At 46.4% G+C, this 24,970-nt stretch carries 19 protein-coding genes and 1 tRNA gene; 9 read left to right on the top strand and 11 right to left on the bottom strand.

What is annotated here, in order from left to right; genetic code table 11:
• The first annotated feature begins 676 nt into the window (after positions 1-676).
• Both QUB11_RS15980 and QUB11_RS15985 read left to right on the top strand, forming a co-directional pair.
• Positions 677-1,588, top strand: coding sequence for an alpha/beta fold hydrolase (locus QUB11_RS15980; protein WP_333204308.1), 912 nt, complete (start codon positions 677-679; stop codon positions 1,586-1,588).
• Between the two features lie 272 nt (positions 1,589-1,860).
• The gene (locus tag QUB11_RS15985) at positions 1,861-2,847 is read left to right on the top strand and encodes an aldo/keto reductase (protein WP_333204310.1); all 987 of its coding nucleotides are present in this window, start codon (positions 1,861-1,863) and stop codon (positions 2,845-2,847) included.
• A gap of 351 nt (positions 2,848-3,198) precedes the next feature.
• Here QUB11_RS15985 and QUB11_RS15990 read toward each other — a convergent pair whose 3' ends face one another.
• The gene (locus tag QUB11_RS15990) at positions 3,199-3,339 is read right to left on the bottom strand and encodes a hypothetical protein (RefSeq protein WP_333083407.1); all 141 of its coding nucleotides are present in this window, start codon (positions 3,337-3,339) and stop codon (positions 3,199-3,201) included.
• A 108-nt stretch (positions 3,340-3,447) separates the two neighbouring features.
• Positions 3,448-5,139 carry a transglutaminase domain-containing protein gene (locus tag QUB11_RS15995; protein WP_333204335.1) on the bottom strand — a complete coding sequence of 564 codons (1,692 nt, stop codon included), beginning with the start codon at positions 5,137-5,139 and terminating at the stop codon, positions 3,448-3,450.
• Between the two features lie 423 nt (positions 5,140-5,562).
• Between QUB11_RS15995 and QUB11_RS16000 the strand changes: the two genes are divergently transcribed.
• The 3 genes from QUB11_RS16000 (at position 5,563) to QUB11_RS16010 (ending at position 9,034) form a co-directional block, all read left to right on the top strand.
• Positions 5,563-6,429, top strand: a complete 867-nt coding sequence (locus tag QUB11_RS16000) for a DUF928 domain-containing protein (RefSeq protein WP_333204312.1) — start codon at positions 5,563-5,565, stop codon at positions 6,427-6,429.
• 211 nt (positions 6,430-6,640) lie between these two features.
• Complete coding sequence (locus tag QUB11_RS16005) at positions 6,641-6,850, top strand: hypothetical protein (protein WP_333204314.1); 210 nt, start codon at positions 6,641-6,643, stop codon at positions 6,848-6,850.
• Between the two features lie 24 nt (positions 6,851-6,874).
• Positions 6,875-9,034, top strand: coding sequence for a ShlB/FhaC/HecB family hemolysin secretion/activation protein (locus QUB11_RS16010; RefSeq protein ID WP_333204317.1), 2,160 nt, complete (start codon positions 6,875-6,877; stop codon positions 9,032-9,034).
• A 154-nt stretch (positions 9,035-9,188) separates the two neighbouring features.
• On the opposite strand, the gene QUB11_RS16015 is transcribed toward QUB11_RS16010, so the two are convergent.
• The 4 genes from QUB11_RS16015 to QUB11_RS16030 all read right to left on the bottom strand — a co-directional run bounded on the left by QUB11_RS16015 (position 9,189) and on the right by QUB11_RS16030 (position 10,822).
• Positions 9,189-9,587, bottom strand: coding sequence for an alr0857 family protein (locus QUB11_RS16015; protein ID WP_333158553.1), 399 nt, complete (start codon positions 9,585-9,587; stop codon positions 9,189-9,191).
• 160 nt (positions 9,588-9,747) lie between these two features.
• A complete protein-coding gene (locus QUB11_RS16020) occupies positions 9,748-10,263 on the bottom strand; it encodes an HNH endonuclease (RefSeq protein WP_333204319.1) in 516 nt (171 codons plus the stop codon).
• A gap of 45 nt (positions 10,264-10,308) precedes the next feature.
• Positions 10,309-10,470: a hypothetical protein gene (locus QUB11_RS16025; RefSeq protein WP_333204321.1), complete on the bottom strand. Its 162-nt coding sequence runs from the start codon at positions 10,468-10,470 to the stop codon at positions 10,309-10,311.
• 31 nt (positions 10,471-10,501) lie between these two features.
• Positions 10,502-10,822 carry a hypothetical protein gene (locus tag QUB11_RS16030; RefSeq protein ID WP_333257063.1) on the bottom strand — a complete coding sequence of 107 codons (321 nt, stop codon included), beginning with the start codon at positions 10,820-10,822 and terminating at the stop codon, positions 10,502-10,504.
• Positions 10,823-10,849: 27 nt separating this feature from the next.
• On the opposite strand from QUB11_RS16030, the gene QUB11_RS16035 reads away from it, so the two are divergent.
• The gene (locus tag QUB11_RS16035; protein WP_039886507.1) at positions 10,850-11,185 is read left to right on the top strand and encodes a ribbon-helix-helix domain-containing protein; all 336 of its coding nucleotides are present in this window, start codon (positions 10,850-10,852) and stop codon (positions 11,183-11,185) included.
• Positions 11,186-11,864: 679 nt separating this feature from the next.
• Positions 11,865-13,202, top strand: coding sequence for a D-alanyl-D-alanine carboxypeptidase (locus QUB11_RS16040; RefSeq protein ID WP_333391156.1), 1,338 nt, complete (start codon positions 11,865-11,867; stop codon positions 13,200-13,202).
• A gap of 283 nt (positions 13,203-13,485) precedes the next feature.
• Here QUB11_RS16040 and QUB11_RS16045 read toward each other — a convergent pair whose 3' ends face one another.
• Positions 13,486-14,592, bottom strand: coding sequence for an N-acetylmuramoyl-L-alanine amidase-like domain-containing protein (locus QUB11_RS16045; protein WP_333391147.1), 1,107 nt, complete (start codon positions 14,590-14,592; stop codon positions 13,486-13,488).
• A gap of 179 nt (positions 14,593-14,771) precedes the next feature.
• Here QUB11_RS16045 and QUB11_RS16050 point away from each other — a divergent pair, with 179 nt between their 5' ends.
• Positions 14,772-16,049, top strand: coding sequence for a serine hydrolase (locus QUB11_RS16050; RefSeq protein ID WP_333391150.1), 1,278 nt, complete (start codon positions 14,772-14,774; stop codon positions 16,047-16,049).
• A 747-nt stretch (positions 16,050-16,796) separates the two neighbouring features.
• Here the strand turns inward: QUB11_RS16050 and QUB11_RS16055 are convergent.
• A tRNA-Gln gene (locus tag QUB11_RS16055) sits at positions 16,797-16,868 on the bottom strand.
• 101 nt (positions 16,869-16,969) lie between these two features.
• Positions 16,970-19,777 (bottom strand): GAF domain-containing protein, encoded by a 2,808-nt coding sequence (locus tag QUB11_RS16060; RefSeq protein ID WP_333391153.1) that lies wholly within the window; start codon positions 19,775-19,777, stop codon positions 16,970-16,972.
• 737 nt (positions 19,778-20,514) lie between these two features.
• Here QUB11_RS16060 and QUB11_RS16065 point away from each other — a divergent pair.
• Positions 20,515-20,901, top strand: coding sequence for a response regulator (locus QUB11_RS16065; RefSeq protein ID WP_015175702.1), 387 nt, complete (start codon positions 20,515-20,517; stop codon positions 20,899-20,901).
• Between the two features lie 149 nt (positions 20,902-21,050).
• Here the strand turns inward: QUB11_RS16065 and cheB are convergent, their stop codons facing one another.
• Together cheB and QUB11_RS16075 are read right to left on the bottom strand one after the other, a co-directional pair.
• Entirely contained in the window at positions 21,051-22,136 is a 1,086-nt protein-coding gene (gene cheB, locus QUB11_RS16070; protein ID WP_333204333.1) for a chemotaxis-specific protein-glutamate methyltransferase CheB, read from the bottom strand.
• Positions 22,137-22,316: 180 nt separating this feature from the next.
• Positions 22,317-24,812, bottom strand: coding sequence for a hybrid sensor histidine kinase/response regulator (locus QUB11_RS16075; protein WP_445300852.1), 2,496 nt, complete (start codon positions 24,810-24,812; stop codon positions 22,317-22,319).
• Positions 24,813-24,970: the final 158 nt, after the last annotated feature.

Consider the following 24,970-nt stretch of genomic DNA (forward strand, 5'->3'; position numbering starts at 1 on the left):
AGGTGGATAAACTTCACACCCTGCATAGTTGGCTCCCTAGTATTCAAAATGCTAATTAATTGAGCGGCGCAGCTCTACTTCTATCTTAGAGTATCAAAGCAATTAAGAACAGCAAACAACGTCACAAAATATTCAGGGATTCTGAGAAACTTCTGCAGAGAACCATCAGTAATTTTACTTATAACTTCTCCCAACCACGAAATTTTCGATCTCAGCTTTTGCCAACTAGCAACCAAACGGCTAGCTGCATCCCCCAAGCCGTTAACAGCTACCAAACAAACGATCCCCACCTTGAAAAGCTCGGAAATAACTATAAAAAAGTCGATCCCTTAACGCTCGCCAATCAGGTTCGACCCTCGCCGCCAAGCTTTGCACAGATCGCCCCAGAGCTCTCTCTTGTCGCCACACAGCATAATCATCATACCTAGGTGTGTTGCAGCCAAAACCCGATTTATTTTCCCAAATGCGATCGGGCCAAATATCTCCCATTGCTGCGCCCCTCACAAAATCAATATTCGTTACAAAACTTATTAAGCCTGAGTGCGGGCGAGCGCGAGAACCCAACTCGCCCAAATTGACCTATCCTTTGCTGGCGAAACTCCGGCACATTTGCCAAACTTTATAAATCTGAGCGCCGCGATACAATAGTTAAAGTAAATAATTATTTCTTTACATTATGCAAACAACCCCAGCCATGACCTCCACCCCCATAGCCGGCACTTACTGGCAGTGGCGGGGGCATTCAGTATACTACGTTCGATCCAGCGATCGGCATCCAGAACGCCCTCCCCTGCTGTTGATTCACGGTTTTGGAGCATCCACAGACCACTGGCGCAAAAATATCAGCGGGCTGAGCAAAGACTTTGAAGTGTGGGCGATCGACCTTTTGGGATTTGGGCGATCGGCAAAACCCGAATTGCAGTACAGCGGCGACCTCTGGCGCGACCAACTCCACGACTTTATCACCAACATCATCGGCCGGCCCGCCGTACTAGCCGGGAACTCCCTCGGAGGCTACGCCGCCTTGTGTGTAGCAGCCCAACGCCCCGAATCAGCAGCCGGACTCATATTAATCAACAGCGCCGGCCCCTTCAGCGAACCGCAGCCCGCACCCGAAGCCCCGCCCTTGCAAAAAGCCATATCTGCAGTAGCTAAAACCTTATTTCAGCAAGATTGGGCAAGTTTTCTGCTGTTCCAGTACGTGCGCCAGCGATCGACAATTCGGAAAACCCTAGAAAAAGTATATCTCGACCAAAGCGCGGTTACAGACCAATTAGTAGAAGAAATATACCTTCCCTCCTGCGATCCCGGTGCCCCCAAAGTATTCGCTTCCGTATTCCGAACACCCCAAGGCGAAAAAATTGACGTATTACTTAGTCAATTAACCTGCCCGTTGCTAATGCTGTGGGGAGAAGGCGATCCGTGGATGAATTCCACAGAAAGAAGCGCTAAATTTCGCAAACACTATCCGCAGTTAACAGAACACTTTATCAAAGCTGGTCACTGTCCCCACGACGAAGTACCAGAACAGATAAACGAACTGATTCGCGCATGGATAATTGACAAGGGCATAGGGCATGGGGCATAGGGCATAGGGCATGGGGCATAGGGCATGGGGCATAGGGCATAGGGCATGGGGCATAGGGCATGGGGCATGGGTTACTGGTTATTGGTTATTAGAACGAATAACTAACAAGAAACATAGGACAAATAACCAATAACCAATGACTAATGACTAATGACTAATGACTAATGACTAATGACTAATGACTAATGACTAATGACTAATGACTAATGACTGATGACTTCATTTAAATTTCTGGTTAATATCAACTCAAACATTCTGAGGAGACCGAAACCATGACCACCAAAAAGACTCGCCGCAATTTTATATTGAGCAGTATAGCTGTTGCCAGCGGCATTGCAGGTGCTAAGGCGATCGAACAGCAGGATCGGGAAATCGCAGCCGCACCCAATAACAAGGCGGCCGCCACAGTAAAAATGCCAGAACGACTGTTAGGCAACACCGGCGTGAAAGTGCCGATTTTCGGCTTGGGGGGGGCCGGACAAACACCGCTGTCGCAGCCGGGAAGAGAAGCAGAAGCGGCGGTACAAATTGAACGCGCGATCGAACTAGGCATTCGCTATTTTGACACGGCGGCCGAGTACGGGCCCAGCGAAGAAAACTTAGGCAAAGTTTTGCCCAAATATCGATCGCGCCTATTCCTAGCCACAAAAACCTCCGCCAGAGACAGAGACGGCGCGTGGAGAGACTTAGAGCAATCGCTCAAAAGATTGAAAACCGATCGACTAGACTTGTGGCAACTCCACCACGTCTCATTCCAAACAGAATTAGACCAAATTTTCAGTACCAAAGGAGCAATAAAGGCGATCGAAGAAGCCAAACAGCAAAAAATAATTCGTTTTTCCGGCATCACCGGACACCACGAACCAGCCATCATTGCCGCAGGCTTGCAGCGCTATCCTTTTGACACAACATTAATCTGCCTCAACGCCGCCGAAAAACATCATCCGCGCTCCTTTGTTACCAGCGCTTTACCAGTAGCCAAAGCCAAAAACATCGGCGTCATAGCCATGAAAATACCAGCTTACGGCAAATTATTTCAGAACGGTGTTTTAGATGGAATGCACCAAGCAATGGGCTACACGCTTTCACTTCCCGGCGTGCACTGCTGCGTTATCGCCGCCGACTCAGTAAAGCAATTAGAAGAAAACTTCAAAGTCGCCCAAGCATTCAAACCCCTGAACACAACAGAAATGGCAGCACTTGAAAAACGCACCGCCACCGCTTGGGAAGAAAATACATTTTTCCGACAGTGGACTTAAAATACCAACTCCAAAATTCCCTTTTTCATCTGTCTTTATTGTGGTGTGTTTATTGTGGCGCGGGCGTCCCGCCCGCGATCTCAAATCCACGCTTCATCGGAATTATTCATCTCTCTTATCTCCCTCTGTGTTCTCTGCGTTCTCTGTGGTTAAATCCTTCCGATCCAACCGGAAACGATAGGAATCATAGTTTTGTATGAAAACTCAAGTCCTCACTACGAACCTACAACGTTTATGTTACCAAACTTGATATCATCTGCGGTGAAAATACCTCAAATCACAAAACAAGGCGAGCCAACACGCTCGCCTTGTTTATTATCATAAAAAATGCACTTTGTCAACAGCAAAGAGCTACTTTTTTTTCCGTTTAGCCTTATCTAACCGCCTGCGATCGCGCCACTCAACAGAAGTCAAATAAGCGACCCCGCCAGTCACCGTCAGCAGTAGTACAAAGGCCACTAAAACGAGAAAATTAGCAATCGAAAATTCCACAACCCATCTTCCTCTGATTTTACATTTTCTACTTTCGATTTTAGATGAAAAATGTTAACAATTAACAGTTAAATGTTGACTGCTAACTGTTAACTGTTAACACTCCCTTCAAACTGCTGGCAAATCTGACAAAATTGTAAACCTCACATGATTAATTGCCAGACTCCCCACGGAAACATCCTCCTTGTTTAAAGGAAGACCGCCGCTCGTGAGACTTTGAAACCGAATTCCCTTGCCAATTTCTACGTGATACCAAGCCAAACCCATAAAAAATCGCAAAGGATAAGGGCCTCTATCTTGAATATCATCAGGATTAGATTCCATCGGCACCCAGCCAAAACCAGGAATGTAAAACTCCAGCCAAACGTGATTGAAATCCGGCTCCAGCGACACCCCTTTTCTGTCAGCAAAAGCCGGACACTTGTAGCGGCCGATCGTGCGGCAAGCAATCCCGTTTAACCTCGCTAAAGCTAACAACAGTCCCACGTATTCGCCGCAAGAACCGATGCCCCTGCGTAATACAATATCGGGAGTGTCAATATGAGGCCTAATCCCGTAAGAAAGTTGGTCGTAAACAAAATTGCGAATGCTCAGTAACTGCCTCAGAATATTAGTTTCCGAGCCAATGGCAGCCACAGCAGCCGATCGCACAATCTCCGTATCCATCGCCAAATTGTCATTATCAACCAAATACTTAGCTGCAAACTCCGGCGACAGCTTAGGAATCTTTTCGACATCTCTAGGTGACAACTGATACTTAATCGATCGAACTTCTAACAAAGCCTTCCAGCCAAAAATTCGGCGTTCCCCAGGGTGCAGCAGATCGAACTTAAACACCGCCACCCGTTCTCCTTCCTGAATTTCCTCAGTAAAAGGCATTCCAATCGGCGTAATTTTCCTGACCTTTTGCCGGTGAGTTTGCGAAGGCAAAGCAATCCGCCACTCCAAATTTTCGATTTCTACCTCATCGAGGGGAGACAGTTCCTCCACATAAGACATTTCCATCAAAAAACCGTTTGACAGAGCGTAGCGGTCAGCTTCATTGTAGTGAAAAGATAAAGGCTGAATAAAAGTGCGATCGCGCTTCGTCAACTGAAAAGGATCTTCCGAATTCGGGTCATCCCGGATGTAAAGTTCATCCCCGGCATAAGCCACGTACAGAACCTCCTCCCCCGTTTCGGAATCCTTGTGAAAAGCCAAACCCGAAGGCGACTCAAAGGGAGTCAAAACGCTAAATTTAATCTCCCCAGTTCCCCGTTCCAAACAGTAAACAGTTTGCTCAGTTTTGTCGCACACCCAAATTTCCTCATCCCGGACAGTGATATTTTCTACCCCAATACCGGGAGCGTAAAACCGAGTAATTTCCCGACCAGTTTTCAGGTCAAAAACCAGAATCGAGTTTAATCTCTGGCAAGTCACATAAAGCGTAGATTTCCAAACAGCAATCCCGTCAGCAGGATAAGAAAGTGAAACAAAATGTTCCGGTTTGAGTTCAGTTATCGCCCCCTCCCGAACTGCGCCCCGACAGCAACAAATATCCTCATCCCGCGCAAACCAGAGAGTATCGTCCGAAATAGCCAGCCCGGTTGCGCCGGCAAACTTAGCCGTTTGATAAGGATTCAAAACTGTAGTGTTGTCAGTTTCTCGATCGATCTCCAATAGCAGCCCTTCGGCGCGATCGACAGCGAACAACCTATTTCCTAAAAAAGCAATGCCGTGCAGCGCCAAGACTCCGATGGGTCTGACCATCCGCAGCCCCGAAGGCTGTTTGTCCGAGAGAACAGGTGAATCGAGATTCATGCTAAATTTCTTGCCGCTATTGTACAGAAAACCTGATTTGTAACTTGTAGCCGATCGCTTGAGGTTCACCAGCAAAATTGCCGAGTTTCCTGATATCCAGGACTGACGCATCAACCTGGTGTTTTTACGAAAATAATTCGTTTTAGCCTCTTGTCTGAGTTAAAACACCCCGAATATTAGCCTGGGTCAAAGTTGGGTTTAACAAGCTCAACCCAACCTGCAGCAGTGAATGGAAGTAAGTATAACTACTAAGCTACCACTGACAAACGCGACACAGAATTCTATGTTGATCAGAGCGACCCAAATAATCGTATCTGCCTGAAGATATAAATTAAGTACAACAGATTACTATATCCGTCAAAACCTTGGATAGAATAAAACCGTGCGATAAAGTTCCTAGGTTCATCAAAAGGCAGGTTCGTCATGGCTTTGAAGTCTGCTCTAAATATCGGTGCTCTTTCCTTAATTCTGTCTTTAGAGGCAGTTGCCGCCGGTAGTTTTTTAATACCAGCAGAGGCTCTCAACAGCCCCGCAAACATTGTCCAGCGCGCCTCACAACCGCAGCTACCCCTCAACTGGCAAACAGTTCAACCCCCTGAACCAAGCGGAAGTAGACCGAACAGCCAGCAATTGGGAGCCGGGTGGAATAGCTTTCAACCGCCCCAGGACGGAGTACCCGGAAGGCGGGAAGGGGGAGGAACCCGCGGCTTAGAATGCCCCACGGCCACAACTGCCTTAACTGCCTTGATTCCCCAATCAACTATGGGGCAAACCATATCAGCAAAACCGACATTTTTCTACTACCTTCCCGTAGCTCTCGACAAAACAGTTCAGTTTGAGTTAGCAGACGAAAGGGACAAAACACTATACAAAAAAAGTTTTCGCATGGTAACTAGCCGTGCAGGTGTAGTTAGCGTCAGCCTCGGCTCCGACGAGAACTCGCCAGCCTTGGAAGTTGGCAAAAACTATCAATGGTACTTTACTATCAAATGCAACCCAAAAAATACAACAGATGATGTTCTCGTTTCCGGGTGGATCAACCGCACCGCACTCGCCCCAACCGTGAAAACAGAGTTGGATCGATCGTCCGACCTCACCAAGCTCAGCATCTTCGCCCAACAAAATCTCTGGTACGAGTACCTAGCAACTCTAGCTCAATTGCGTCTCCAGTCTCCCAGCGATTCCAGTTTAGCGATCCAATGGTCAGCAGTGTTGAACTCAGTCGAACTCGGCAAAATAGCCCAAGAACCCTTAGTCGCAAGTGAATTAACACCTATCACAAGAAAATAATTCGACACCAGCTTCACGCAAAGAATGTAACGGTAGGCCCGTGCCCCAAACCCTGATAGCCATAAGTCAGTCGATTTTAGATTTTAGATTTTAGATTTTAGATTTTAGATTTACTTGCTGCATTGAATCTGGGAGCAGGAACAGGAGTCTAAAATTTTAGGATATACACTGATGAGCGTTGGGGGCACGGTATCCGTTTTTGGGCGAGTCATTGCCAAATCTCAAATCTCAAATCTCAAATAGTATCAGGGGTGCAGCAAGTACGAAAAACTCGGTTTCGATCGCGGTATTTGGCAGCGCCACAGATGATTTTTGGTTGTTGCGGGTTGTTTGGTCGATCGTCCTAAATAAATTAAAATTTTTGTACCGATCGGCAGTTCGGACTTCTGGCAGATTGAAAGGCGGGCGGTGGAAATTTTGATGGTCAAATTTCGCCTAATACTAAATGATAAACTGGCATAGTCAAGCAGGCGACAAACTTATTTTAGAGAAATTATTAATTATGCGCCCGAATGCAAATATTGCACTATTTCGGTTGGGGATTTCACTTCTAACTGCGCTGCCGATGGCTTGCTTTTATGCCAATAAAGCTATATCCCAAACAAAGGATATTTCTCAGTTGCCCGTCGCCGCTGACAACTCAGCAGATACGGGCAATCAAGTATTAGCACTGCAAAAACTGGAAATCAAGCAGGATGAAACAGCAACAAACTTAAATCAGCTTCCCGATACGATCGAGACCAACCCTGAACCAGAAACACCATCGAACCCCACCGAGAACAGGCAAGATGCCTGTTCCACAAGCAGTTTGATTGATTGTGGTACGGGCATCTTGCCCGTAGCAAAAAATCTGGTTGACAAAGATCCCCAATGTCAGAACCCGCTAGATTGTAATTTTTTAGCCCAGAACCCGCAGACGCCACCGGGAAACATCCCGCCCGACTTAAACCGCGATCGAGTACCAAATCCGCTGTTACCGTCGCCGCCGACTCAGCCCGATCCAAATCGCGATCGATTTCTGCAACCGGCCCCGCAGCCTTCCCCAGAACCTCCCCCAGTACCGCCAACAGTAGCGCCGGGGCCGCCGTCGCCAGTTCCCCCAACGCTGCCGAATACAGCAATTGAGGTGCAGAAAATTCAAGTAGTTGGCAGCACAATTTTAAGCCAAGACGAAATTAATGCCTTAGTCAACCCGTTAGAGGGCCGTTCTGCCACCTTAGAACAGCTCAAACAAATCGCCGACAAAATTACCGAAATTTACCTCAATCGTGGCTACATCACTTCGAGAGCAGTCTTGCCGCCCCAAACTATCACCGCAGGGGTAGTCCAAATTCAAGTGATCGAAGGCAAGCTGGCCCGAATTGAGGTAGAAGGAACTAAAAGATTGCATCCGAGTTACATCCGCAGCCGGATTCGACTCGGTGCCGGAATGCCTTTAAGCACAGCTTCCTTAGAAGACCAACTCCGGCTGCTGCGAGTCGATCCTTTATTTGACAATGTAGAAGCTAGTCTGCGGGCAGGGGATAATGAAGGCGAGAGCATTCTGATCGTCCGAGTCTCGGAAGCTAATCCGTTTCAACCTAGTTTCAGCGTTGACAATTACTCGCCTCCCAGTGTCGGTTCCGAAAGATTGGGAGTTAGTTTGCGGCACCGCAATATAACAGGAAATGGCGACGAACTGGCAGGGGCTTATTACCGATCGCTCGGCGATTCAGACGTGTTTGATTTTAGCTATCGCGTCCCGCTAAATGCGATGAACGGCACTTTGCAATTGAGGGCAGCGCCGAATCGCAACAGTATCGTACAAGAACCTTTTGACAGTTTTGATATTTCGGGAAAATCGCATTTATTTGAAGTTAGTTACCGCCAGCCACTGCGGAGAACGCCGATCGAAGAATTTGCCTTATCTGCCGGTTTTACTTATCAGACAGGCAGAACTTTTCTCGCTGGCGAACCGGTTTCTTTTGGCATCCGCGAGGAGTCCAAGGGTGTCAGCACTACGAGCGCAATTAAGTTGGGACAGGACTACATTCGGCGCGACCCGCAGGGTGCTTGGGCCGTGCGATCGCAATTTACGATCGGCACTAGCTTGTTTGATGCTACTCAATACGAAGGTTCTGATCCCGACGGACAATTTTTTAGCTGGCTGGGTCAAGTGCAGCGAGTACAGCGATTGAATGACAAACATTTATTAATTTTGCAGGCCGACTTGCAGTTGTCAGCTAATAGTTTGTTGCCTTCCCAGCAATTTGTAATTGGTGGCGGGCAATCTTTGCGTGGCTACCGCCAAAACGTCCGTTCTGGCGATAACGGCTTCAGAGTTTCCATCGAAGATCGGATTACTTTGCAGCGCGATGCTTCGGGAAATCCTAAACTTCAATTGGCTCCCTTTTTGGATGCGGGTACGGTATGGAACGTTGCGAACAATCCTAATAAATTAACCAATCAGACATTTTTAGCAGGTTTAGGTTTAGGGGTAATCTGGGAACCGATACAGCGGGTGAACCTGCGAGTAGATTACGCTTTTCCTTTGGTTAGAATTAGCGATAAAGGCGACAATCTGCAAGATAAAGGAATTTACTTCAACATAATTTATACGCCCTAAAATGAGCGATTTGCTGCTCTGCTACCCATATAAATTGTCTGTTATGGCAGAGGGGAGATGGGAAGAGTGGGGGAGTGGGAAATGAAGAAAATATTTCCTTCTTCCTTCTTCCCTCTTCCCTCTTCCCTCTTTCCTCTTCCTTCCACATCGGATATTAATCGCCGACTTCCCCGACAACCTCCGCAGCAGCCTGAGTTTCGAGCCAGAGTTTGAGCAGCAAGAGCTCTGCCCGATCGCCCAACACAGTCGCAAACACCCCATCAGCCCCCTCAGACTGGCCAGAAATCCACGTACCGCGCAGAGTCACTTCTACAAAGTCAGCATCAGCAACACAAAGCTCGATCGCATCATTGTCGTTTCGGCGCGCCTCAGATTCCAACAGAGACAGCGCCGGCAAATTCGCGGGCAGCAAAAATGCCGCAGTGCTCGGTTCGACGCTGATGCTTTGACCAACTCGCATAGCCAGCACCACTCGCAGCGCCACTAACTGTTCGGGAGATTGAGCCAAACGCTCTAGGTTAAAGCCCGTTTCAGTATAAGTCAACTTCAGCATATTGACAGCCCTAAATTTGGAATTGAAAGTTGAAAATTGATAATTGAAAATTGGTAATCGGGAATTGGGAATTGAGAGTTAGGGGAGATTTTAGAGGAGCATTACGCATCAATTTAAAATCTAAAATCTAAAATCTAAAGTCTAAAATTCTTCCCATTCCCTATTCCCCAATTTGATATTCGTGCCAAAACAGTTCGGCAAAAGCAACAGTGGGGTGTATGGGGGCCTTCGGCTTAGTTCGCAGAGACATTCCAGCTTCTGTGGGAGTTCGATCGCCCTTACGAGAGTTGCACCGTTCGCAAGCCGTCACCACATTGTCCCAAGTATGCGGGCCGCCCTTCGATCGAGGCATCACGTGATCCAGCGTCAAATGCCGATTGCTACCGCAGTATTGGCAAGAATGAGCATCGCGGCGCAGAACTTCCCGGCGATTGACCGGGGGCACTTTCCACAGGCGTTCCCTGTTACCAAAAGTCAAGCGGATTTGTTCGGGTACGTGGATGCTGGTGCTGGGCGATCGTACCAGCCAGCCGTTGCCAATGCTAAAATCAAGAGGTTCAGCCTTGCCTGTTACCAACAGTACGATCGCCCGTTTGATGTTGACACGGCTCATCGGTAGGTAATTCTGAGAAAATACCACCACAGATTGCCTCAATACATCAGTTACTACGGTCACGGCTTGCTCCTCCTCATTTGGATTTTAGATTTTAGATTTTAGATTTTAGATTTTAGATTTGGGATTTGGGATTTTCGGTGCAACGCCTACATTGGCTACATCTGGTTTTTTCCCAGTTCCCCGCTTCGGATCGAATTTCTCAAATATCCAATCAAATGCCCCCGCTTCTCTTACGAGAGAAGCGGGGGCTAGAAAAACTGCTTTCATGCAAATTTTCATCCTGTCTGGGTACAGTCGTTTAGCTGTACCTCCCGCTTCGCGTCTCTCGATATGGCTGTGCCACTTGCAGACCGTGCTGGTCTACCTCGTTGTAATTAATTTCTGCAATTTGTCCTAATCCACTATAACCGGGTTTAATTAGGCCCAAGCCCGCCCACGAAGTCGCTGCAACAGTCGCAAAACCCGTCCTAAAGACGTGCTGTAACGACTCGGAGCGACCCGTGGGGCGATCGCACTTCAGTTGATAGGTGGAGTAGGTGGGGAGAAATTTCAAAGTCGGCAGAAAGTGGTAAGAGACCTTTAAATCTAGCTTTAAACATACTACACTGATATTACACATATGTCCACCCGTCACGGAGAAAAAATTATGCATACCCTACCTAGAACCTCAACCACCGAAATGGAAGTCACCAGCATTCGACTCGAAAGAGAGCTCAAGGAGAGACTTAAAGAGCTCGCAGGCAATCAAGGCTATCAAGCTTTGATTCGAGATTTGCTCTGGAATTACGTGCAGCAGAAGTCTGGAGAGTATCGGCAGATGTTTTCTCGATCGGATATTCGAGCTAGCATTAATGCCACAGCACAGCAGGAGGAACGCTGCGCGCTTACAGGAGAGTTGATCCGACCGGGCGGCCCGATGTTATTAGGCCTGACGATGCACGGCGAAATGGTGCCGCTGAGTATAGGGAGTATGGCTGGATAAACCAGTTTACCCTTAAATTTGTGAGAGCGATCGGCCTGGGGTGAAGGCCCCAGGCGCTGAAGATCATACTATTTTAGATTTTAGATTTTAGATTTTAGATTTTAGAATTGGGAAGGGCTTATAAGATAAGGGTTGGGAGCTTGCCTAGAGTTGCATTGTTTTTGGGAACTGGTATAACAATACTTCAAACAGTTTTTGATTACCAACCGTAAAATAAGGGTTTCAAGGATCTGCGGCAATCGAACTACCAACTGACATCTTGCACCATTTTCAATAAGCTTTTTATGGGCGGGCTCTTCGGCCCAACCCCTACTCCCCACAAGAAATTGCACTTGTTGTGGAACAGGCCGAAAAGCCTGTTCTTGAGAATAATCCAAGATGTGAGCTACCAACGAAAATTCAGGGTTTCAGATTACGAACTAAAAACAGTCCGGGCTATTGGTATAAAATCCCGCAGTATTTAAACAATATCTATTTAACGAACCACGAAAGCGGGTTCCGCGAAGCCGTTCCCGTAGGGTAGAGCACGAAGAAAGATGGAGAAGAAAATACCTAATGCCAGCGGTTCCGGATTCTGGTAACGCAGATGCGGATGCTCCAAAACGCGCCGGCTAGTGCTAAACTTTCCATCGGGCGTGCCGAACAGACGATCGTACATTTGATGAAAAAAATTAAAGTAATGCTGAAAAACCGCTACTTGACTGCTGCGAGTTCGATCGCCCTTCTCACAATTATTGCCGGATGCGCCGCTACTGAATCACCTCAACTTGCATCTCCCTCTCCTGTAGCTGAATCTTCCCCGCCGCCAGTTAAACCAAGTCAGCCGAAGCCCTTACCCTTAATAGTCTCTGCTACCAACCCCGAAACCCCCACAAATACCAAAATCCAGCAATATCTCAACGGGTTGGCTGCCCAAGGTTTTGCCAAAGAAAACCAAGGCGTCTGGATGCAATCTGGCAATACTTTGCTAGCAAATCATCAAGGTACAGTTCCTCTGTCAGCCGCTTCTATTACCAAAGTAGCAACATCTCTCGTAGCGCTGCAACAATTCGGGCCGGAACATCAATTTATCACCTTAATTGGTACAACGGGAAAAATAGAAAACGGCGTATTAAAAGGCGATTTAATTGTACAGGGAAGCGAAGATCCGTTGTTTGTTTGGGAAGAGGCGATCGCCCTTGGTAACGCCTTAAATCAAAAAGGCATCAAGCGAGTCAGTGGCAATTTGATAATTGTCGATAAGTTTTACATGAACTTTGAACTTGATCCCCTCAAATCTGGAGAATTGCTCAAACAAGGATTGAACAGTCAAATCTGGCCCAGCGAAGCCGCCGCCCAGTATCAAACACTGCCTCCAAATACGCCAAAACCCCAAATAGCAATTGAGGGTACTGTACAAGTTTTGCCAGCATCTCCCAATGACGTGCAGCCTTTAGTCAAACATTATTCTTTGCCCCTGGCTGAACTGATCAAAAAAATGAATCAGTACAGCAACAATCTCATGGCAGATATGCTAGCTGATACTGTCGGCGGCGCTAAAACAGTCGCGCAAAAAGCAGCAGCAGCAACCGGAGTTCCGCCAGCAGAAATTCAACTCGTCAACGGTTCGGGATTGAGCGAAGAAAATCTCATTTCTCCCCGGGCTGCTTGCGCGTTATTTCTAGCTTTAGAACGCTATCTTGAACCTTACAGCATGACAGTTGCTGATGTCTTAACTGTAGTTGGGAAAGATGAAGGAATACTGGCAGAACGGGCTCTTCCCAAATTAGCAGTAGTCAAATCTGGCACGTTGGATAATGTTAGCGCTTTGGGCGGAGCCCTGCCAACTCAAAAACAAGAAACTGTGTGGTTTGTGATTATGAATGGAGGGGCAAATGTCGAGACATTTCGCACTCAGCAAGAGGTTTTGCTGAAAAGCTTTTTGAATGAGTGGGGAAGTGTTCAAGTTTCGCCGCCGGAATTAACGCCAAATCCTGCTAGAAAGAGTAAGGTATCTCGCAGCGAAATTGTCAATTGATTTTAGGCTGACGCATGGGGGCCCAGAAACCGGGTTTTTTTACAAAAAGACGGGTTGCCATCCGCAAATTCGGCAAAAAACCCGGTTTCTCTACTTGGTAGGGTGCGTCATATCGTTTCCGGTTGCATCGGAATGATTTAACCGCAGAGGGCGCAGAGAACGCAGAGGGAGAGAATACAGAGATGAATACAGGACGATGCTACCGGATTTGATATCAGTACAGAAATTGTGAATTGGCAGCTAAAATAATGCAAGCTGATGCAACCTAGGAGTACAAACTAATTTAATTAGGTGTTTTCGCCCTAGCGACTACTATGCCGATCGCACTTTCGACTCTGCTAATATATCTGTGCAAGTCGTAAGCAACTGTCACCTCCCCAGCCGGCGAAGCGTGAATTAAACCCATATTGCCGTCAGCATTGCGGTAGACTAAACCTGTGTGGGTGACATCCAATCCTTTAACATCCGTCGCTACCGCTACAATATCCCCCGGTTTTAACTGAGAATAAACACTTTTTATCCGATTTGTCGGGATGTAATTAACAGTAGTTTTGGCTAAGTCTGTTTCTTGGCTGACTATGCACTGATAAGTTGCTTCGTCTTTGACCATTTGCGGGTAACTGCTGCGGTGCTGACTCATGAAATTTAGTGTTTTATTCATGGGCACTCCGCCTAATTCAGCAGTAATATTTTCCACTGTTTGCCGTTTTTGATTGTCGTTAATCCATTCGGAAAAATAGTGCAATCTGCTGCAATAACCGTTCATTTTACCGTTTAAATACCGCTGTTGTTCTATGCGATAGACAAAATTTTGATAGTCGTAATCTTGTACTGCTACGCCCCTGGCGATCGCCAAAACGGTTTCTACAAACAAAACGCAATCAAATTTATTCAAAGTTATAATCAACTTTTCTTCGCCAGATTTGTCCAGCAAACCCGCGGCGTAGGGCTTCCCTAGGAAATTATTGGCGATTGCCTGGACGATTTCTCCGATCGAGCGATCGTGCAAATTTTGTTGTTTTGCATACTGTACAAGCTTTTCAAAACGTGCTATGTCTTCGGGTTGTGCAACGGTTTCTCTCTCGGTATTATTGGAGTCCGATCGTCTCGCAAGCACTTTCAGCAATTCGGAATAGGAAATTTCCGCTAAATTGTTGAAGTCCCACAACATACTCGGGAAACTGGAAACAGTTTGCTTGTTTGTTACTTCCAGATTTTCGCTTTCTCCCGTCAAGGAAAACGCTATATCCGCTCCCTGTGCTGCTGTTGGTCGCTCAACAACATATCCCGTAGCAGATTGAGACTGAAATGCCCAAACATCAGGTATCAAAGAATTATTCACGCCGACGATCGCAAATCCCAAAACAGCCAGACTCCAAAAATTTCTCATGTTTTTCCAAGGATTTTGCTTCAACTCAGTGCTATCCTGAAAATTTTACAATTACTAGAATTCTCAATCAGCCTAGTAGACCGATAAAATTGGCAACAGCGGACTAGATCGATACACTTGTCATTTAGATGCCGCCCTATTATAAACTGATCATGCGAGTTTGATAGCACAAAACTGTAATGCAAGTAGAACGCCGACGCCGCCCCCGCCCAATTCCCGCCCGACGCCCCATCGAGCCCCTAGGCCCAATCGGGCCACGACGCCAAAGCAGCCAGCCTCCTGTCCAATCCCGTCGTCGAGTCAGGACGAAATTTTCTCGCTTAAAATACCGTAACATCCTGTGTTTAATTGCCGGGGCGATCGCGATCGGTTGGATTGTCACAATACCGTTCAGAATTCGCCGCGCCCCAGAACCGCCAGTCATCTTGGCTCAACAGGCCGTCTCGCCTCAAGAAACACTCTCGCCTCCGACAATTGAACCATCGGAAAATTTAGCCGATCGTCAAAGCGAGCCTACCTTTAGCTACAACATAAAAACACCTCCCAATCCAGTTTACTCTCAAGAATTGCAAGGGATTGTTGATGAAGCGGTGAAGATTGCAACCACCAAAGGACTGCCTGCAGAACGGCTATCAATTAGCTTATTTGATGTCAGCAATTCCAAAAGTCACACCTTTGCCGGATATCAAAATCAAACTCTCCGATTTCCCGCTAGCGTTGCCAAGTTATTTTGGATGGCTGCGTTTTACTCAGCCCTAGAAAAAGGCATCATTACGCAAAGAGAATCTGCCTTTAAAAACGACCTCGAACAAATGATTCGTGTCTCCAACAACGATGCAGCCAGCAGACTTTTAGACAAAATCACAGATACAAAATCCGGGGGCAGACTCGCAGGAGAAGAGTTGCAAACATGGCTGAAAAAGCGCACTCAAATTAACACATTTTTCCAGTCAGCAGGCTACAATGATCTTCGTATAAGCACCAAAAATTATCCCATATACTATTTAAGACAAGAAGGGCCAATCGGTCGCGACTTGCAATTGCGGGGCGATGCTTCTGTGCCGATTCGCAATCAAGTAACTACCGACCAAGCTGCCAGATTAATATATGAAATCTATACTAGGCAAGCAGTTTCCAGCGTCGCCAGCCGTAAAATGGCTTACTTGCTGACTAGAGACTTAGACCCCAAGGCATGGAAAAATGACCCTAGCAATTCGATAAAAGGATTTCTCGGCGAATCTTTACCAACTAATATTTATTTTGGTTCCAAAGTTGGCTATACTTCCAAATCCCGCAGTGAAGCGGCATTTGTCAGAACTTTAGACGATCGCGCGATTTATATCTTAGTTGTTTTCGCAGACGATCCGGCTTATGCCAAGGACGAAACAGCATTTCCGGCAATTTCCCGATACGTTTTCGATCGGCTAAACGCTCGTGGGCCAAGCAGTTTGCCGTGATATCGAATAGGGCCGGTTGACTGTGGACTGTTGACTGTTGACTGTTAACTGTTGACTGTTAACTCGGGGTCAAAAAACTGAAGGATGGTTGATATCCAATCCGGTAGCATGGGAATTATTCATCTCTGTGTTCTCTTCCTCTGTTTTCTCGGCGTCAAGAGCTGTTTAATGACTCCAATGCAACCGGATTTGATATGAGTGTTGAATGTTGACTCGATTTTATAGCAACCGCCAACACAGTTAGGACGTTGTTAATGGCTGAAACGATTTATTTTATTCCTTCTTCCTTCTGCTTTCTTCCTTCTGCCTTCTGCCTTCTGCCTTCTGCCTTCTGCCTTCTGCTATACAATTCCGGGGCACTCAGAAGTGAGATTACGCACAAACAACGGTTTCTGCGAAAAATGGGCACTGACGACCAAAGAAACCAATTTCTTGACCACAAATCTAGGCTTTTAGGTAAAACCCGCAGCAAGAAACCCGGTTTGTTATATCCTAAGAGCAAGCCCTAATTAGGTTTCTAGTAACTTATATCTTGCACCCTTCTCAATTAGTCTTTTAGGAACAGGCTTTCCGGTCTGTTCCACAAGAAAATCTAGTCTTTGTGGAACGGGCCGGAGAGCCCGTTCCTGAGAATGGTGCAAGATGTGAGTAGTAAAGAAGTTTTTTGTCTCTCGTCTGGCAAGCGCTAACTCTAAACTATGAGTTAAAAAAATGAGTTCAACAATTGATTGACCGGACACAATTTAACTGGGGCGAAAGGATTCGAACCTCTGAATGGCTGGACCAAAACCAGCTGCCTTACCACTTGGCGACGCCCCAACGTCTCAACATTTAATATAGTAACACCCAGACACGGGAATCTGTCAAGCATTTTGACAATAAAATTTAAAAAATGTTTTTGGAACCCATCGCCCGCAGGTTTATGCTTTGATCGCACGGGGGCGAGCTACCGGGATTTCAATCCTGAAATCCGCTCCCTGTCCTGGTTTCGAGATACAGTTCAAGCTTCCTCCGTGTTTTTCCACCACAATCTGGTAGCTGATAGACAAGCCTAGTCCCGTACCCTTGCCTACAGGTTTAGTGGTAAAGAAAGGGTCAAACAAGTGGCATTTAGCTTTTTCGGGCAATCCGGGCCCGCTGTCTTGAATCTGAATCACCACAACTTGACCCCTCGACTTTCCTGACTCATCAGCCTCCGAGTTTGGGCCCACCACCGCCGTCGAGATTTTGATCGTCTTAGGTGGAGGCTGATTTTCCAAAGAGTCGATCGCATTCGCCAAAATATTCATAAATACTTGGTTGAGCTGTCCGGGATAGCACTCTACCTTCGGCAAGTTGCCGTAGTCTTTAATTACCTCAATTCCCGGTATTAGCCCATTGGACTTCAAGCGACTCTGCAAAATCAGCAGCGTGCTGTCAATCCCTTCGTGAATGTCCACCAGCTTCATCTCGGCTTCGTCGTGGCGCGCGAAGTTCCGCAGAGACAGGACAATTTGGCGGATGCGTTCAGTTCCCATCTCTATTGAAGACAGAATTTTCAGCAAATCCGGCACTATGAAATCAACATCGATTTCTTCGCTTTTGTCGAGAATTTCAGGGCAAGGATCGGGGTAATGCTTTTGATACAAGTGCAGCAAATCCAGCAGATTTTTCATGTACTGCTTGCAATAAGTCAAGTTGCCGTAAATAAAATTAACCGGATTGTTAATTTCGTGGGCGACGCCGGCGACCATTTGACCGAGAGAGGACATTTTTTCGTTTTGGATGAGCTGAGCTTCTTTCTGCTGCAACTGCTGCAAAGTTTCCGTCAGTTGGCGGGCTTGAGTTTGGGCGGCTAAGGCTGCCGCGCGGGTTTGGGCGTAGAGTTCGGCTTGGTCGATCGCGATCGCCAGTTGATCCACCACCGCTTGCAGCAATTCCACTTCGCTCGTCGCCCAGGAACGGTGGCTGCTGTAATGGTTACAAACTACAGCACCCATTTGACCGGAGCGAGTCTTGACTGGCAGCAGCAGGTTAGAAACAATCCCGATACTGCTCAAAAAAGCTCGCGTGGGCGGTTCGATGCACAGTGCTGTTGCAGCGTCGCCGATCCGGAGCGTTTGGCGGTGGCTAATTTTCTCGGCCAGCAGGGTTACTTGTTCGATCGGGTATTCTGTAAGCCGGTCTTTCAGTTCGGGATTTGCCGCCTCGTGGGTAATTGCAAAGCTGGGCTGGCCGTCTCGCGAGATGGAATACCACAAAAAGTAGCACTGGTCAACCTGCAACAAGCTGCGAATTTCGTTGACAGCCGTATCTAAAATTTTGTCGAGGTCGAGGGAATTCCGCATCTGGCTGGCGAGGCCGAAGATCAGGCCTTCCCGGCGGCTCAACAATTCTTCTCGGGCTGCGTGGCGATCGATCGCCACGGCGATGGCGTTAGCCATGCAACCCAGAACTTCTAGCGCTCCCTCGCTTGCCAAAGCGCTACTGCACAGAGCCATCACCCCCACCAACCGCTCTTCCACAATCAGCGGATAGGCAATGGTGCACAGAGACGGGTTCGACATTAGGCACACAGGAGCAGTTTGGAGTTTTCCCGCTTCTGTTCGCACCCAATCTTCTATTTCTTTTGCCCACTCTTGGCTGCTAAGTCCTGAATTGGCCTGCAATTCTAACCGCTCTGTCTGCAGGTTGAAAGTCCAGATGCTCACCCCTGTGGCGTCGAGGTACTCTACCATTGCCTCGGTGCAGCGGTTGAGGATGACCGATATTTTTCCGCCTTGTCCGAGGGCTGCACCGACTTTAGCTTGCAGGGTTCCCAAGCGAGCTCGCTCTTGTAGGGACGCTGCCGTTGGTTGGCGATCGGAGGTGTCGCGGGGGCCGGCAACGATTTCTCGGATTTGTTGGGTATCGTCCGCGCGCCCGATGCCCGCTGAAGCTTCCCACACATATTGAGATTTGCCTGTTTCTCCCAGCGTCGGGAGCTTTTTTGTGCCGTATATTGTCCTGCTACTCTGTGGCGTATGTACCGCACACAAGCTCGATCGGGTCGAGCCAGGAACTAACTCCGAGATTTGCGGGCTGTCCGAGGTGATATCTTCTACCTCTGGCAACTGTTTCTGGGCTTTGACTAATTGCCAGCGTAGCTCCACCAAACTCGCAACTTGCCGACTCAAAGCTTGCAGACCTTCTATCGTTTCTTTTGTCAAGTCTCGCGGCACCGAGTCCATGACGGATAGCACTCCCAGCACCTGCCCATCTGAGCTAACAACTGGGATTCCGGCGTAAAATTTCACGAAGGGGTAGAAAACGATCAGCGGGTGTTCGCCAAATCTCACATCTGTGGAAGCGTCTCGAACAATGGCGGCAGGCTGTTCTTTAAAGGAATTTATAGGAAGTTCGATCGCAAATTCGGGAGCAACTGGCGGTTGTTGCAGGGAAATTACCCGGTCAAATTCCGAGTTTGAGTTTGAACTCTGGGCGAAATCTTCGGGAGTTGGCTCCAGGGCGCGAGCGCAAAAATTCAGGTAACGGTGGGCCAAAGTTCGATCAATACCTAACTGCGACTTCAACCAGTGGCGATTACCGTCAATCAAGCTCAAGAAAGCAATAGGAGTTCGGCCGATCAGAGCTGCCAAACCGACCAAATTGTCCAAGCAAGCCTCTGGATCAGAGCCAAGAAGCTGATACAAATCAATGTTATGGAGCTTGAACACTTTTTTACCAAGAGGCAAGGGTGCTTTCATCATGTGTAACTGCCCGTCTAGTTGCTGGCAACCGCCCTTCTCAATACTTTCGAGAAAAACAAGCTATGAATTGTGTGATGTGAGACTGTGGGCGCAAATTCGGCGCAGGCTGCTTGCGCCGAATTCAGACTAACCTCTTGACTGATCTGGAAACTTTTGGGTTATGGGAGTTAGAGCACCCCTGATCTAAGACTATATAAATTATACTTCCAGTTGACTATGCTTTTGAATACCTCCGGCTCTCTTAATCTAAGAGCCTCTGTTGGCAGGAAGCACCTTTGCAAAATATATGACGATTGCTTACCTAGAAATTTTTTATCAGTTTAATTGTATTTTAACAGACTTGCCTAATCGTGGGTAGCTGGCTTGCTGGTAGATTTAAATCAGGGGTTTGTGCCACAATACCAGTGTCCTTTACCGAGCTGTGCCTTAGCCGGGAATTCAACTACAGTTAGGAGATGAATTACAAAAGATTGGTAAAATGTTAAAATTTGTAACAAGACTTGTTCAAACTCGACCTTTTAGGGTTTCTGGGCTGGAATGCACATTTTGCAACTGTTGTAATTGCCGATCGACCACTCTGCCAATCCCTTTTTTCGAGTTTGACGTAAAAAAACAGGGGTAAAGTTTCAACTAACGCTCCAACGGGGTTGACAATTGCGTAGAGGCAACTCTCAAAAAATAACTGCAGGAAGTATGTTTTGTATTTTCAAGAACTATAAATAAACAGGGAGAAGAATATGTCTGCAAGTAGCAGTCAAGTACCAACTATTTTGGCAGTTGATGATAGCGTCGTGATGCAAGGACTTGTTAAACAGGCCTTAAGCAAAGAGTTTCGAGTTCTCGTAACCGACAATGCAGTGGATGCTTTGTCAACGATTTATCACGAACAAATTTCGGTTTTGTTGCTCGATGTTTCGATGCCTGGTATTGACGGATTGGAACTCTGCCGCACGGTGCGGAGCTTGCCTCAGTTTCAGAATTTGCCGATCGTAATGCTGACAGCGCGAGATGGAGCCTTTGATAAGGTACAGGGGCGTTTGGCGGGAGCCACAGAGTATTTAACTAAGCCTTTTGATGCTGATAAGTTGCGCGAGGTAATTGGTAAGTTTATCAAAATCAAATAATCGGACTTAGGAAAAAAAATCACTTTTGAGTAATTAATGAAGTAATTTGAGTAATTAATGAACTAAAAATTTGCGATCGCGCTCTGTGATCCTCGACTTCTTGAACAAGTCGAGGGGCAGGGCATTCTGCACTATTTGCGAGGTAAGTCCTAAATTTTTAATTTAGCCAAGAGTAGGGGAGCGATCGCACTGACAGGTAGAACATATTGGGCGGCACCCAGGGCGATCGCCTCCTTGGGCATTCCGAAGACAATGCAGCTAGCTTCGTCTTGGGCGATTGTCAACCCCCCTTGTCTGGCGATAGCCAACATTCCGTCAGCACCATCTCTACCCATTCCTGTCAGCAAAACCCCCGCTGCTGCCCGACTATAAAAATTAGCTACCGACTTAAAAGTCACCGTTACAGAAGGGCAGTGGCCCGCAGAATGAGCCGATTCTGAATAAACAAATCGCCCTTGAGAGTCCAATTCTAAATGACGTTTTTCGGGCGGGAAATAAACAGTCCCTGCTTGTGGCAATTCCCCAAAAGAAGCTATCTTAACAGGCAGTTTCGATTCATTACCCAGCCAATCAACTAATCCTTGCAAAAAACCTTCACTGATGTGCTGGACACAAATTATAGGCACTGGAAAACTAGCCGGAAGTTTAGAAATAATCGTGTACAGTGCTTGCGGCCCCCCTGTTGAAGCCCCTATAGCCAATACTTTAATAGTTGAAGATTTAACATTTTCGTTGGAGAACTTGTAATTAGCAACTGGTGCTTGGTTAATTTTTACAACTTGATTATTATATTCTGTTGGCATCTTTTTTTGATGCCGTGTAAATACTTTAACTCCTGAGAGGATTTTAACTTTAGCTATTAATTGATTGGCGAGGCGAGCGTAATCAGATACCAACCCGCCAATCGGTTTCGGAAAAACATCCAATGCACCAGCCTTTAACAGTTGAAATACATTCTGAGTATCATTCGCTTGCACTGAAGCACTAATTACTAAAATTGGTAGCGGATATTTCTTCATTACTTCTTCCGTAAATTCTAACCCGTTCATTGGTACCATGTTCAAATCCGTACAGATTACTTGGGGCTGAAGTTTGGGGATTAATTCTAGTCCTTCTAATCCGTTGCAAGCGGTTCCTACAACTTGGATGTCTGGCGAGGACTCAAAAATTCGTTTGAGGACGAGCGTAACTACTGGAGAATCTTCAACTAACAATAGTTTAATGGGCGATAACATCAGTTTGGAAATGGGGAATGGGGAACGGGAAATGATAAATTCGGCATCCATGCACGGGAAATTTTTCACTAGACACAGGGCATTGGGCCTTGCTAATTGGTAGTAAATAACAAATAGCTAATAACTAATGACTAATGACTAATGACTAATGACTAATGACTAATGACTAATGACTAATGACTAAACTAACCTTTTTAGTGTCTCTACCAACACATCTTGATTGAAAGTACCTTTAGGAATATAAGCATTTGCCCCCGCATCAGCACCTCTTTTTTTATCTTCATCGGATGCCAAAGATGTCACTAAAATTATCGGCAACTCACTGTATTCTTTTTGCGCCCGAATCTTAATAGTCAGGGCCAAACCGTCTAAATTGGGCATTTGTATGTCAGAAATCACAGCATCAAAATCGCGAGTTTTCAATTTATGGAAAGCATCCAACCCGTCTACTGCAGTCACAACTTCGTAACCCGCACCTTCCAGGATGCGTTTTTCTTGAGTGCGCGTGGCGATCGAGTCTTCTGCTAATAGTATAACTTGTTTTCTGCTGGCCGTCTCAAGTTGGGATCGCGCACTCCCAACCCCACGAGACGAAACTTGCTGGCGTACAGATTTTATCAAATCGTGGGGATTGAGTACCATACAAACTTCCCCAGTAGCGAGAATTGTGGCACCCGAAACATTTCGCACCCGTTTCAGCAATTGACTTTGAGGTTTCATCACCACATCCTGTTCGTCAATCAAAGCATCTACAAATAATCCCAATCTTTCCTCCCCTACTTTCAAAACAATACAAGGCCTTTTTGAAGTAGAATTTAGGAAGTGTTTTTGATTTCTTATCAGAATATCGCTCCCGGTTTCCTGTCTAAAATACCTATTTTTTTGCCAGCCTTGTCTATTGTTTAATTCTAGTAAATCTGTCAGATGAGCAACTGACAGAGGCTGACCCTTTGAAAGTATAGTTTCCTTGCCTTCTATAGCAAATATCTCAGACTGAGACACCTGTTGTGCCGTGTCTACAAACTCGACTGGCAGAGCATAAGGAATGTCTTCAACTACGACAATTAATACATTTGCTGTAGCTAAAGACGTGCTGATTTGCAGCCTCAAAGTGCATCCTTTTCCCGGCAAAGACTCTACTTGAATACTACCTTTTAGGGCTTCAACATTAGTGCGAACTACATCTAAGCCCACCCCGCGACCCGATACTTCGGTAACAAATTTTTTGGTCGAAAAACCCGGAGTGAAGATTAAAGATTGTACTTGAGTTTCGGTCATTTCTGCCAGTTGTTCAAGCGTACAAATATTACGTTTGACAGCAGTTTGTTTAATGCTATCTAGATTTAGACCCCGGCCATCATCAGCAACTTCAATAATAATATTGCTAGCAATATTATAGCCTTTAATTCGGAGAGTAGCCACGGGAGGTTTACCTAGTTTTTTCCGCTCCTCAACAGTTTCAATACCGTGGTCGATCGCATTTCTAATCATGTGCATTAAAGGGTCTTTCATTTCCTCTAAAATGCGTTTATCTGCTGTAGTTTCGCCTCCTTCAATCACTAATGCAACTTCTTTCCCTTCCCGTTTCGCTAAGTCTCGAACAGTTCGAGGAAATAAATTAAAAATAGTAGACAAAGGCAGCAGTCTCAGAGTGCGAATTCCTGATTCTAATGCCTCGGCGATTAATTCTAGTCTGGCAGTATCTTCATAAACTCGATTTCTCAAGCAGTTGACTAAAGTTCCGAGACGTTCTAAACGTTCTTCTGTACGTTGATAGTAATCCTGCAATTGGCTAAATTTACCGTTGGCTTTAATACCGTTTTCATCTATTTGCATCCGATCAAGAGTCAAGCTCGTTACAAAATATTCTCGGCTCCACTCTTCCCACAAAGTTGTAATTTGTTCGAGCTCGGCAACTCGGTGTCCTAGCCGAGTTTTTGTGACAGTAAGTTCCCCTGCTTGAGTCATTAAATCGTCTAAATTTTGAGTAGCAACGCGAATGGTTTCAATGCGATAAGATGAGGTTGATGATGCAGTAACTGCCGACTGCGACGCCGACGCAGGGGCGGGTTCAGAAGGTGCAGGCAAGTTTTGAGCTTGCAGTGGAAATTCTGGCTGGGATTGTAGGGGTAAAAAAGAGGAATTTTTCTCTAAGTTAACGACTTCTGAATTTTCAACTTTGGTTTCTAGTTCTGGGGTAGGAGGCTCAGTAAATTGCGGTTCTACCAACTGTTGTTCTGGTACTGGTGAAGATGATGGCTCTACTATTGAGGCGGCCGCCTGTGGCTGTAACTGACTAGAAGCACCCATCATGCTAGCGAGGATATAAAATGTATTAATGCCGGAATCTTGGCCGGTAACGGCTTCGTTAACGAGTTGGCGGATGGCGTCTAAACCTTGCGAAAGCCGATCGCTAATATCTGAATTTAGTGGAGTTTCTCCCCGCTTGACACCTCCCAAAATATGCTCCATTTGATGAGCTAAAGATGCTACATTTTTTACTCCCAGCATCCCAGCATCACCTTTAAGAGAATGGGTTTCCCGCAACAATTGTTCTAACTTAGCTAAGTCGTCTGGATGTTGTTCTAAGTACAGCAATCCGTCATCTAGTTTCTGTAAGTGTTCTTGACTAGCGACTTTAAATACATCTCGAAGTTCTTGATCTTCAATCATCATATATGTTTTTGAGTAATAGGTAATTGAGCATGGCTCATGGGCAATTGGTAATGATAATTATGTGGAATACTCAGTCGATTGCTAATGACTAATGACTAATGACTAATGACTAATGACTAATGACTAATGACTAATGACTAATGACTAATGACTAATGA

This window comes from Microcoleus sp. B6-A1, from assembly GCF_036705085.1.
GTDB lineage: Bacteria > Cyanobacteriota > Cyanobacteriia > Cyanobacteriales > Microcoleaceae > Microcoleus.